Raw genomic sequence first — 12,028 nt, forward strand, 5'->3', positions numbered from 1 at the left:
GATTGTAGATGCCGGCCTGCAAGTTCAAGGTCTACGGGATATCATATTATGGTATTCCAAGATTTTGGCAAGAGGTGTTGAGTGACCGGCTATCACCCTACCTTGCCCACCACTGGGGAGTGGGGGGGGATAAGACGCGGCTATTCACGTCGATTTACACAAGCTTATGAATCAAAACGAATTTTTATGTGGCATGGAGCTTGCTAGCTGTCTGTGTATTCCAAGGCATGAACGACCTGGAGGACACAAGCAATGGGTAGGCACGCGCCTCATGGCTGGGTTATCAAAGGCAGTAACGTTGGGTTGAAACTGCCGTTCCTGGCTGGGCTGATCGGTGCCCTGGGGCTTGTAGCCATCCCCTCGGCGCATGCCGAGGTCCAGTGTCAGCGAACATTGGTAGCGAATGTGGTGGCCATGGACCAGCCGCTGATGTTCAACCGGCTCGGGGCGCAGAACGTCAATGGCATGATGTACGCCTTGCGCCAGGATGTCGTGGACACCAATGGGGTATTGCTGACCCAGGGCGGCGCGGCGGTTCCAGGGCAGGTCATCCTGCGCGCGGACAAGCGCCCAAGGCCCTTGGTACTGCGGGTCGCCGCGGGTGATTGCCTCAAGGTCAATTTGCAGAACCTGCTGGCCTTCGAGGCCAATCCAAATGGCGAAGATCACCCGGAGGGCGAAGTCGGCGGGGAGCTACACGTCGACAACCAGGTGCTGGACCGCCATGTCGGCTTTCAGGTCACCGGCCTGCAGGCTGTAAATTCGATCAATGACATCGCTGCCAGCACCGGGCGCAATGACAACACGTTGCTCGCACCGGGTGAAAGCCGAAGCTATACCCTCCATGCCGAGCGCGAGGGCACTTTCGTGGCCACCAGCTACGGCGCGACCTTCGGCGGAGAGGGAACGGCCGGCAACGTGAGCAATGGCCTGTTTGGCCAGTTGGTGGTCCTGCCCAAGGGGGGACGTGCCTACCGCAACACGGTGACCGAGGAAGACATGCGCCTGGCCACGCGCGGGCGCACACCCGCCGGGCAGCCGATCATCAATTACGAAGCGCGCTACCCGACCCGTGAGCCGTGGGTGTCGGAAGGCCGGGCCGGCAAGCCGATTCTCAACATGGTCGATGGCAGCGAGATCATTGCCAGCAATGCTGATGCCGTGGTCATGGGCCCGAATAGCGACGGGCGTTTCCCCGCGTCTACCTATCCGCTGGAGAGCCAGGGCAAGCGCAATCCCTCGATTCCCAACCGATTGGAACCGTTCCGCGACTTTGCCTCAGCGTTCCATGACCAGTCGGCTGTGGTCCAGGCATTTCCCGGCTATTGGGCCGACCCGGTATTTGGCCAGATGCTCGACCCCGCTCGCGATGCGTTCATGGTCAACTATGGTTCTGGCGGCATGGGCGCCGAGGTGATTGCCAACCGCCTGGGCGTCGGGCCGATGCATGACTGCCTGTCCTGCTCTTACGAAGAATTCTTCCTCAGTGCACACACGGTGGGTGATATCGCCATGCTGGTGGACGTGCCGGCCAACGTCGGTCTCGAACGGCTCGCCCCTGGGCAGGTGCCAGCGGCGCAAAGCGTTGGTATCAAGGCAAGCATGGCGCTGTATCCGGCCGAACCCTCCAACGTCAATCACAGCTACCTGGGCGACGCGGTCAAGTTCCGCAATATCAGCGTGGGTTACGAGCAGCATGTGTTCCACCTGCATGGTCACCAGTGGTTGTTCAACCCCAACGATGACAACTCCGACTACATGGATGCCCAGGGGATCGGGCCGGGGTCGGGCTATACCTATGAAATCGCCAACGGCGGGTCGGGCAACCGCAACCGCGTGGTGGGCGATGCCATCTACCACTGCCATTTCTACCCACATTTCGCCCAAGGCATGTGGGCAATGTGGCGCATCCACGATGTCTTCGAGGAGGGCACCCGGCTGGCCGTCAGCGATGACGGCAAGAGGGGCTACCATGAGGAACCCTTTGGCTTGCGCAGCGGCCTTCCGGCTCGGCAATCGCGAGCCCTGCCAGATGGCGAGATTGTCGCCGGCACGCCAATCCCCGCCATTGTGCCGTTGCCCGGCAAGGCCTTGCCGCCGATGCCTGGCAAGGTTGTGGTGGTTCCCAAGTTCAGCACCGAGCAGGTCGCAGGTGCCGAACCTGGCGAGGATGGCCAAGGGCGTGTTGTCGGGTCGTTGGCATTGGTCGAGCGCAACGACGCCAACCGCAATGCCGATGGCAGCCTGAAAAACCCCGGTTATCCGTTCTGGATCGGTGGCCTGGAAAGCACCGTTGGCCAACGACCGCCCACGCCGCCACTGGATATGCTCGACGCGCAGAAGGCCCAGTCGTTGCGCGATTCAGGCAAGGCCCTCTGGGCAGCGCTCGACCCTGCCCAGGCAGGTGGCTGGGACGGTGGCCTGCCTCGGCATGCACTCGATGGCTGGGCGGCCGGGGGCGAGGCGCACGTGGCAACCAGTGCGCTGGACATGAGCAAGGAAGTGCTTCGCGCCAAGCCTGTTTATTTCCCCGAGGAGGGCACCGAGGTCGAGCAATCCGCGATGTCGTTCCACGCACAGCCTGCGCATGCCAGCTACGCCGCATTGCCTAACGGCGAATTGCAGGCGCGCAATTTCCTCACCAACGGCGCGCCGCCGGTCGCAGGGGCGCCATTTTTCGAGCCGTGCATGGATGATCGGCAAAAGCGCATGACCCGCAGCGCCGGGGCAGGCTTCTTCAACAGCGGCGAGCGGCTGGACGGTCAGTCCTTCACCGGTTTCTCCACCTACAGTGCCGACCATCCGCGCGTGTACAAAGGGGCCAACATCCAGTTCGACGCGGTGTTCAACAAGGTCGGCTATCACTTCCCGCAGACCCGGATCCTGACGCTGTGGGAAGACGCTTGGCCAGTGATCAACAAGCAGCGTCCACCTGAACCTCTGGTCATGCGCATGAACACCTTTGACTGCACCATGTACCAGCACACCAACCTGGTACCGGCGGTGTACGAGATGGATGACTACCAGGTCCGCACCCCCACCGACATCATCGGCCAGCACATCCACCTGCCAAAATGGGACCTGACCTCCGCCGATGGCGCGGCCAATGGCTGGAACTATGAAGATGGGGTGCTATCGCCCTCAAGCGTTGTCGAACGTATTCATGCCATCAGGGCCTACAACGGTTGCACCACTGGCGATTCACGCGAGGCGACGCCAGATTGTCCAGTCGCCAAGGCCCACCCGTACTTCGGGCAGTTCAACCGCGCTGACTGGCTGGGCGCGCGCACCACCCTGCAGCGATGGTTCGCCGACCCTGTAGTGAACGCCCACAACATCGACCGTGGCCTGGGCAACATTTTTACCCATGACCATTTCGGCCCCTCCACCCATCAGCAGATCGGCCTCTATGCCACTGTGCTCGCCGAACCCGCCGGTTCCACCTGGTTCCACGCAGAGACGGGCGAGCCTTTATACAACGGCGGTGGTCGCCAGGACGGCGGTCCGACTTCCTGGCAAGCAGTGATCTCCACCGGCGATCTCAACGGCGATGGCAAGAACGACAGCTTCCGCGAGTTCTTCCTGGAATACAGCGACTATCAGCATGCCTATGAAGCAGGGGTGTATGTGGGTGCAGGCCCTGATGGGATCCCCAACCCGGCAGCCTACCCGGCCACTGCGGACAGCTTCCGCTTTGCCATCAACCCACCGGGACGAATCAACGCTGCCAACCTGCTCGACTCGGTATTGGAGGCTGCCAGTGGCGAACTGCTGACGTGCCCACTGCGGCCTTGCCCGCAGGCTATCTCGGCCTCCGACCCAGGCATCTTCGTGGTCAACTACCGGCATGAGCCCTTGGGGATGCGCATCTATCATCCAGGTAAAACGGCGCCCGATGGCAAGCCCGGCATGCAGGCCGATGGCCTCGGTGGCGACCTCGCCCACGCCCTGCAAAGCCGTACCGACCGCGTGATCCCTGCGATGAACATGGCACCGAGCAAAATCACCGAGGCGACGGGGCCGACCGGCGGCAGCACGCGATTCCCGCCCCACGTCAACCGTGGCGACTTGCCGGGCGATCCGTTCACGCCGATGTTGCGTACCTATTCAGGCGACAATGTGCGGTTGCGGATCAACGCCGGTGGCCACGAGGAGGAACACAACGTCACGCTCCACGGCGTGAAATGGCTGCATTCCGGGAGCGGTTTCGGCAACAGCTCCAATACCGGTTGGAAGGCCGCGCAGATGGTGGGCATCTCCGAGCAGCTCGGCTTCATGGCTCCGGTCACGATGATGTCCAGCGCCAGTCAGGATACCGGAGACTACCTGTATTCCATGGACGCTTCGCTCGAGGGGTACTGGAGCGGGTTGTGGGGCGTCATGCGCAACTACACCCTGCCGCGCAATGACCTGTTCCCGGTGCCCAACAACCCACGGCCGGTAGTGGGGCGCAATACGGTGAGTTTCAACGGCGTGTGCCCACGGAGCACGGCCAACGCCAACGGCGTCGGTACCCGGCCCACCGTGCAGCGCGACTATGAAATCGTCGCGGCGCTGGCCAATGACATTCTTGCCAACCCGTTGAACCTGACCGTCGGCGATCCGGCGGGAGCAGGCCAGCACGTCGGCGGGCCGCTCGATCCCCAGGGCGGTACGCTGGTCTACAACCCTCGGCCGGTGACCATTCCCCAGGTTACCGTCTTCGATCCGGAGGATGGCGAGACCTTCACCATTGGCGGGCAATCCGGCCCGCTGCACGATCCGACAGCGATCCTCTATGTGCGCAAGGCCGACCTGGACCCCGTCACTGGCAAGCTGAAGCCAGGCGTGCCCGTGGAGCCTCTGGTATTGCGCGCAGCGGCGGGCGACTGTATCAATATCACCCTGGAAAACCGCCTGCCGGTGGTCATGCCCGACCTGCCCAACTTCGCGGTGATGCAAGGCACGGTGAAACGCGATCGCCATGGCGCGCAAGGCTCGACCACCTTCAACAACAACCTGATGCGTCCCTCCAGCCATGTCGGCTTGCATGCGCAACTGTTGACCTACGACGTCACCAGGTCGGACGGCTTCAACGTCGGCATCAACCCGGTGCAGACGGTTGCACCGCGCCTGGGCAACAGCGGTGCCTGGCCAAGCCGTACCTACCAGTACTATGCCGGGCATTTCGAGCGCGCCGGCCAGCCGGTGGCCTCGCAGCTGGGGCGCAACGTCGACAACATCGAGGCTACCGCCATCGAGTACGGCGGTCTGAACCTCATGCCGGCCGACCCGATCAAGCAGCCGCAGAAGGGGCTGGTGGGCGCCATGTCGATCGTGCCTCAGGGGGCAAGCTGGCAAGAGGATGCGCGCTCGCGTGCTTCTGCAACGGTGAAGCCTGTTGGCGCGAGCGCCTACCGTGACTTTGCCATGGTCTGGCAAAAATCCTTGAACATGCGCTGGGCCAGCGGCCAGCCGGTCGAGAACATGTCGTCGGAGGGGCCGGGCATCCCGAACGATCCGAAGGACAACTCGGACATGGCCATCAACTACAAGACCGAGCCCCTCTGGTATCGCTTCGCCCGGGCGCCTAACGCGCCGTTCGGTCTGGCTGGCGGCAATGGCCTCGGTGCGGTGCCCAATGCGCACCTGGCCTACAGCAACGCCTTGGTCGGTGGCGATCCGGTAACGCCGATCCTGAGGGTCAAGCCGGGTGAGCCGTTCCGCACCCACGTGATGATGCCTTCGGGCGGTAGCCGTGGTGCGACCTTCCAGCTGGATGGCCACATCTGGGCGTTCAACCCGTTCCAGGCGCAGCGGGTCGATCTCTCCGGTTATCCAGTGCGCGACCCAGGCATTGGTTCGGTACGGTTCGGTTTCAACCCGCTGGCCATGTACATCGGTGCCCAGGAAAGCGTATTGCCGGCCGCGCACTTCAGCTTCATGTTCCCCTCGGCCGGCGGCAGCAACGCGATCCCCGGTGACTACCTGTACCGGGACTACGCCGCCTTTGGCAACGTGGGTGGCATGTGGGGGCTGTTGCGGGTGAGTGATGAACCGGAGCCGCCACCGGCTGCTCAGTAGCGGTGGACTATGACGCGCCCCTGGTGATCCAGGGGTGCGGGTGAGCACGGAGGAGCGAGCGATGAGCGCTGCAGGAAAACGTTGGATGGCTGTGATCGTTGCCGTCATGCTTCTCTCGGGGGCGGGCTTTTATGCGGCCTTGCGCCAGCTTGGCGCATCGTCCACTGCGCCGGGTGAGGCATTGACGGGCGAACATCAGCACCTGGAGCGCGACGGCGTGGCGGTCGACTTCCAGTTACTGGCGCTGAGCCCCGACGGGCAACTCGTCGAGGGCACGCTGGCGGATGTACGCTTTCAGATCCGCAGCGCCGTGACCGGCCAGCCACTGGCGGGCCTGGCCCCAGGGGCCTGGATGGACCCGGCCCTGGTGCGCGAAGTCGGCACGCGGGATGGCCGGCAGCTGGACTGCAAGGCGCGTGTTGGCGTGTACCTCAAGGGCGTCATGGGCGCGCGTCCGCTGCTCGATCTGAACAGCTATTACCTGCTCCTGCTCAACAAGGATCCGAGTATCTCGGTCATCGACCCGTCTATTTCGGTGGGCGGCATCACCAGCACCCTGAGCCGCATTGCACTCAAGCGCATACCCATGGACTGGACGGCCAGCCAGGCCGGCAAGCGCCTGTATGTCACCCTGCCGGACGCCGATGAAATCGCAGTGATCGACACGGAGAGCTTCCAGGTATTGCGCTACATCGGTGCCGGGCGCAACCCGGTGCGTGTGGCCTTGCAACCGGACGGCCGCTATCTGTGGGTGGGCAACAATGCGGCTCAGGATGCCGATAGCGGCGTGACGGTCATCGACACCGGCACGCTGGAAACGGTCTTGAGCGTACCCACCGGGCGCGGCCACCATGAGATTGCCTTCAGTGAGGATTCCACCCGTGCGTTCATCACCAATCGCGACAGCGGCACCTTGAGTGTATTCGACGTCGCCAACCGGCGGCATCTGCTCGACATCACGACAGGCCCAAGCCCGCTGTCGGTCGCTTATTCATCGCTGTCCAAAGCGGTCTACGTCACGGACGGCAAGGCCGGCACCATCAGCGTCATCGACGCCCGCAGCCTCGGCGTGCGCAAGGTGATCGAGGTTGGCCAGGGGGCGGGGCCGATGCGTTTTACTCCGGACGGGCGTTATGGCGTGGCGCTCAATCTCCTGGAGGACAGCGCCCAGGTGATCGATGCAAGCAATGACCAACTCATCCACACCTTGCAGGTCAGCGCCGAGCCCTATCAAGTGATCTTCACCCGGGCCTTCGCGTATGTGCGGGGTCTGGCCTCGTCACGGGTGAGCATGATCAACCTCGCCTCGTTGGGGCAAGGCAAGCAGCCCATCGTGCAGGCGTTCGATGCAGGCCCATCCGCGCCCAAGCTTGCAGGCAATCTGCCGCTGGCCGACAGCCTGGCGCCTGCACGGGACGAGGCGGCTGTGTTCGTCGTCAACCCGGTGGACAACACCGCGTACTTCTATATGGAGGGGATGAATGCGCCGATGTCGGGATACCTCAACCGCGGCCATAGCTCACGTGCAGCCATGGTCATCAATCGAAGCTTGCGCGAAGTGAGCCCCGGCGAATTCACTGCGCGGGTCAAGCTGCCGGCAGCCGGCCGGCTTGATGTGGCCTTCATGCTCAACCAGCCGCAGATGACCCACTGCTTCACCGCCGAGGTCCAGCCCAATCCCGAACTGGCGAAGCTGCGCGACCGTGCTGAAGTCGAGTTCCTGTTCGATTCGCCGAGCGTGCCGGTGGGCAACGAGCCGGTGATGGTCCGGTTAAGGGTTGCCAAGGGCGCTGGCGGCGAACCCTTGCGCGGGATCGAAGACTTGCAGATTCGCTACTTCCTGGCCCCCTCGGCCCGGCCGCAGCAGGTCCTTGCCAAGGAAATCGGGGAGGGGATCTATGCCGCGCCGCTGTCCCTGCAAAAATCCGGCGCCTACTACCTGCATGTTCGTTCGGCCTCGCTGCAGCTTGATGGGGATGAGCGAGCTTATGCCAGCTTGCGGGTTCTGCCGGCCGTAACCAAGGAGGGCGGGCGCGAGCGGACAGGGCTCCCGAGATGAAACGACGGCAGGACGACCCGCTTACGTCGGCATCGGGGGCTCGAACGGCACGCTTTGGACGACTTCCAGCTCATACCCCGCCAACCCTGCATATTTGAGCGGCGGGCCGAGGTGGCGCAACTTGCCCACGCCCAGGTCCTGGAGAATCTGCGCGCCGGTCCCGACCTCGGAGTAGATCTTCGACTGCCCGCGCTGATACGGCCGCGGCGGCTGGGTCAGCTGGGGCACGCGCTCCAGCAGCGCCTGGGACGATTCGTGGTTGGCGAGCACCACGACAACGCCCTTGCCTTCGGCGGCGACCTTCTGCAGCGCTGCCCACAGCGTCCAGTTTGCCGGTCCGGCATATTCGGCGCCGACCAGGTCGCGCAGCGGGTCGATCACATGCACGCGCACCAGTGTCGGTTCTTCGCGCTTGATATCGCCCATGACCATGGCCATGTGCACGCCACCTTCGATGCGGTCTTCATAGGTCACCAGGCGGAAGTTGCCATGTACGGTGGGCAGCTCGCGTTCGCCGATGCGCTTGACGGTCTGTTCGGTGCTGAGGCGGTAGTGGATCAGGTCGGCGATGGTGCCGATCTTGATGCCGTGGCGTGCAGCGAACACTTCGAGATCAGGGCGGCGGGCCATCGTACCGTCGTCGTTGAGCACTTCGACGATCACCGAGGCGGGCGTGAAGCCGGCGAGGCGGGCGAGGTCGCAACCGGCTTCGGTGTGGCCGGCGCGGGTCAGCACGCCGCCTTCGCGGGCGCGAAGGGGGAAGATGTGGCCAGGTTGGACCAGGTCCTCGGCGCGCGCGCCCGGGGACACGGCAGCGGCGACGGTGCAGGCGCGGTCGGCGGCGGAGATGCCGGTGGTGACGCCCTGGGCGGCCTCGATCGACACTGTAAAGGCCGTGCTGAAGGCGCTGCCGTTGGCGGGCACCATCTGCTCGAGGCCCAGGCGCTGGCAGTGGTCGTCGGTCAGGGTCAGGCAGATCAGGCCGCGCGCTTCGCAGGCCATGAAGCTGATGGCCTTGGCATCACAGCGCTCGGCGGCGATCAGCAGGTCGCCTTCGTTCTCCCGGTCTTCGTCGTCCACCAGGAGGACCATCTTGCCTTGGCGGTAGTCCTCGAGGATTTCTTCGATGCTGTTGAAAGCCATGCTGCACGCTCGCTGTGGTGATGAATTTTTTTGTGGTATACCATAATACACAATAACCCATCGCAGGAGAGAAGCGGATGAAGGCTTACTGGATCGCCCACGTCGACGTCACCGACCCCGAGCAATACCAGCAGTACACCCAGCGGGCCCCGGCGGCGTTTGCCGCCTTTGGCGGCAAGCTGCTGGCCCGTGGCGGCCGCAGCGAGGCGATGGAAGGGCGGGCCACCCCGCAACGCAGCGTGGTGATCGAGTTCGAATCGTATGAGCGGGCGGTGGCGTGCTACCGGTCGGAGCAGTATCAGGATGCGTGCAAGCATCGTCAGGGCGTGGCCAAGGCCGAGGTGATCATTGTCGAGGGCTACGAGCCCTGATCTGCAGGCTACCGGATGAAATGGACCTTGCCGGTATCGTCATTACCCATGTAGATGCCATACACCCCCGCCAGCCGCTCTGAAATGTACCGCTCCAGAATCTGCCGGATAGCCGGATAGTAGATCTCGTCCCACGGGATCTCGTCCGGTGCGAAAAACCGGTAGTCCAGTGTCTCCGGCCCGAACGAGCCCGTCTCTTCGATCACGCTGGCGCGGAAGATGATGTACACCTCGCTGATCTTCGGCACGCTGAAGATCGAATAGGGGCACACCACATCGGCACGCACGCCGGTCTCTTCCCACACTTCCCGCAGGGCCGCGTCTTCGGTGGTCTCGCCGCTTTCCATGAAGCCGGCCGGCAGCGTCCAGGTACCAGGGCGCGGCGGGATGGCGCGCTGGCACAAGAGGTACTTGCCGTCGCGCTCGATGATGCAGCCGGCGATGATCTTCGGGTTGATGTAGTGGATATAGCCACACCCGGGGCAGAGCAGGCGCTCGTGGGTGTCCCCGGCAGGTGTGCCCCGGGCGAGCTCGACAGTGCAATGCGGGCAATAGCGCGGGGCGATGGGCATGATCAGCGACCTATGCGAGGTTCTTTGAGGGCAATGGGGGCGATGATGTCGCGCACCTTGCTGTTGTCATCCTGCTTCTGGCGCAGGTAGTCCAGGGCGACCTTGGCGGCGGCGCGGACGTGATCGACAGAGGCCTGGTGGGCAACGAGCGGGTCGCCGCCCTTGATTGCCTCGACGATCTTTTCCATTTCACGGTTGCTGGCGCCGCGGCGGTTTTCCTGGGAGACCGACGTGGCACGCAGGTAGCTGATGCGTGCCTGCAACTGGCGCAGCTGGGTGGCCGCGACATGGTTGCCGGAGCCTTCGAGCAGCACGTCGTAGAAACCCTGCACCGAGTCGAGCACCTGCTGCAGCTCACCTTCTTCGAGCGCCTCGCGGTTTTCCTCGAGGGCGCGCTCGAGGGCGCGGATGTCCTTGGCCTTGGCGTTGAGGGTGAACAGCTGGACGATCAGGCCTTCGAGCACACAGCGTAGCTCATAGATGTCGCGGGCATCCTCAAGGGTGATGATCGCCACGCGCGGGCCCTTGGCGTCGGCGAATTCCACCAGGCCTTCGGATTCCAGGTGACGCAGGGCTTCACGGACCGATGTGCGGCTGACACCGAGGCGGTCACAGAGGTCGCGCTCGACCAGGCGGTCGCCCGGCAGCAGGTGGAAGTTCATGATCGCGCCGCGCAGCTTGTCGAGCACGATTTCACGCAGGGTTACGGGGTTGCGGTTGACCTTGAAGCTGTCGTCGAGTGGCTGGCGTTTCATCGTGTGCGCTCTGAGTGAGGCTGTTGCGCCATACCCGCAAGAGCACCGCGAACCTGAGGTGCTCCATGCAAGGGTTCGAACAGCCCGGTGTTAACGGGTTGACTCCGCATCGGCCTCGGCGAAGGCTTCGCGCGCCAGGCGGAAGCTGTCCACCGCCGCGGGCACGCCGCAATAGATGCCGACCTGGAGCAGTATTTCGCGAATCTGTTCACGGCTCAGGCCATTACGCAAGGCGCCACGGATATGCAGCTTGAGTTCGTGGGGACGGTTGAGCGCGGAAATCATGGCCAAGTTTATCATGCTGCGCTCTTTGAGCGACAAGCCGTCACGGCCCCAGACATGTCCCCAGCAGTACTCGGTGACCAGATCCTGCAGCGGCTTGGTGAACTCGTCCGCATTCTCGATCGATTTCTGCACGTAGGCCTCGCCCAGCACTTGCGTGCGGATCGCCAGGCCTTTCTCGTACTTTTCGTTGCTCATTGACGTACTCCTTGGTGAGCGCATACAGGCCCGCAAAGAAAAAGGGGGCCGCAACCGAGGGTGAAGAACGGCGCAGCCCCCATAAAAGGGAAAATCAGCCCAGCGGGGGCAGGGCCCCCAGCTTGCCCCGGTGGTAGACCATCGGGGTCACGGGGTTGTCGGGCAGCACCAGGTTCTTCACTGCGCCGACGATGATCGCGTGATCACCGCCATCGTACTCGCGCCACAGCTCGCACTCGATGATCGCCGTGGCCTTGGGTAGCAGGGGGTTGCCCAGCTCGCTCAGGTGCCAGTCGATGCCCTGCGCCTTGTCCTTGCCCTTGCCAGCGAAGGCATAGGCCTCGGCGGTCTGGTCGGCGGACAGCAGGTGTATCGCGAACTGCTTGCTGTCACGCAGGATCGGGTAGGTGTCCGATGCGTAGTTGGGGCAGAACAGCACCAGCGCCGGGTCGATCGACAGCGCGCTGAACGCGCTGGCGGTGATGCCGACGATGGCGCCCGTCGGGTCAAGCGTGGTGACCACGGTGACGCCGGATGGAAAGGAGCCCATCACGTCTTTGTAGATGCCGGGTTCGATCATGGCGC

8 protein-coding genes are annotated in these 12,028 nt (G+C 63.6%); 3 read left to right on the top strand and 5 right to left on the bottom strand.

Annotation, left to right across the window (positions count from 1 at the left end; all coding sequences use genetic code 11):
• The first annotated feature begins 252 nt into the window (after positions 1-252).
• Positions 253-6,063, top strand: a complete 5,811-nt coding sequence (mnxG, locus tag AC0ZZU_RS15980) for a manganese-oxidizing multicopper oxidase MnxG (RefSeq protein WP_476341988.1) — start codon at positions 253-255, stop codon at positions 6,061-6,063.
• An 85-nt stretch (positions 6,064-6,148) separates the two neighbouring features.
• Entirely contained in the window at positions 6,149-8,122 is a 1,974-nt protein-coding gene (locus AC0ZZU_RS15985; RefSeq protein ID WP_476341989.1) for a cytochrome D1 domain-containing protein, read from the top strand.
• Between the two features lie 21 nt (positions 8,123-8,143).
• On the opposite strand, the gene ribBA is transcribed toward AC0ZZU_RS15985, so the two are convergent.
• On the bottom strand, positions 8,144-9,265 hold the full coding sequence (ribBA, locus tag AC0ZZU_RS15990) for a bifunctional 3,4-dihydroxy-2-butanone-4-phosphate synthase/GTP cyclohydrolase II (RefSeq protein ID WP_476341990.1): 1,122 nt from the start codon (positions 9,263-9,265) through the stop codon (positions 8,144-8,146).
• 77 nt (positions 9,266-9,342) lie between these two features.
• On the opposite strand from ribBA, the gene AC0ZZU_RS15995 reads away from it, so the two are divergent.
• Positions 9,343-9,636, top strand: a complete 294-nt coding sequence (locus AC0ZZU_RS15995) for a DUF1330 domain-containing protein (protein ID WP_476341992.1) — start codon at positions 9,343-9,345, stop codon at positions 9,634-9,636.
• Positions 9,637-9,644: 8 nt separating this feature from the next.
• Here AC0ZZU_RS15995 and AC0ZZU_RS16000 read toward each other — a convergent pair whose 3' ends face one another.
• The 4 genes from AC0ZZU_RS16000 to AC0ZZU_RS16015 form a co-directional block, all read right to left on the bottom strand.
• Entirely contained in the window at positions 9,645-10,208 is a 564-nt protein-coding gene (locus AC0ZZU_RS16000; protein ID WP_476341993.1) for an NUDIX hydrolase, read from the bottom strand.
• A 2-nt stretch (positions 10,209-10,210) separates the two neighbouring features.
• Complete coding sequence (locus tag AC0ZZU_RS16005; RefSeq protein ID WP_158458404.1) at positions 10,211-10,963, bottom strand: GntR family transcriptional regulator; 753 nt, start codon at positions 10,961-10,963, stop codon at positions 10,211-10,213.
• A 90-nt stretch (positions 10,964-11,053) separates the two neighbouring features.
• Positions 11,054-11,443 carry a carboxymuconolactone decarboxylase family protein gene (locus tag AC0ZZU_RS16010; protein WP_476341995.1) on the bottom strand — a complete coding sequence of 130 codons (390 nt, stop codon included), beginning with the start codon at positions 11,441-11,443 and terminating at the stop codon, positions 11,054-11,056.
• 94 nt (positions 11,444-11,537) lie between these two features.
• Positions 11,538-12,023 carry a flavin reductase family protein gene (locus AC0ZZU_RS16015; RefSeq protein WP_158458402.1) on the bottom strand — a complete coding sequence of 162 codons (486 nt, stop codon included), beginning with the start codon at positions 12,021-12,023 and terminating at the stop codon, positions 11,538-11,540.
• Positions 12,024-12,028 lie beyond the last annotated feature (5 nt).

The sequence above is a fragment of the Pseudomonas sp. JE3303 genome, assembly GCF_056312565.1.

Coding starts and splice junctions, on each gene's coding strand:
- mnxG (WP_476341988.1), top strand. CDS start 253: ATGGGTAGGCACGCGCCTCATGGCTGGGTTATCAAAGGCAGTAACGTT.
- AC0ZZU_RS15985 (WP_476341989.1), top strand. CDS start 6,149: ATGGCTGTGATCGTTGCCGTCATGCTTCTCTCGGGGGCGGGCTTTTAT.
- ribBA (WP_476341990.1), bottom strand. CDS start 9,265: ATGGCTTTCAACAGCATCGAAGAAATCCTCGAGGACTACCGCCAAGGC.
- AC0ZZU_RS15995 (WP_476341992.1), top strand. CDS start 9,343: ATGAAGGCTTACTGGATCGCCCACGTCGACGTCACCGACCCCGAGCAA.
- AC0ZZU_RS16000 (WP_476341993.1), bottom strand. CDS start 10,208: ATGCCCATCGCCCCGCGCTATTGCCCGCATTGCACTGTCGAGCTCGCC.
- AC0ZZU_RS16005 (WP_158458404.1), bottom strand. CDS start 10,963: ATGAAACGCCAGCCACTCGACGACAGCTTCAAGGTCAACCGCAACCCC.
- AC0ZZU_RS16010 (WP_476341995.1), bottom strand. CDS start 11,443: ATGAGCAACGAAAAGTACGAGAAAGGCCTGGCGATCCGCACGCAAGTG.
- AC0ZZU_RS16015 (WP_158458402.1), bottom strand. CDS start 12,023: ATGATCGAACCCGGCATCTACAAAGACGTGATGGGCTCCTTTCCATCC.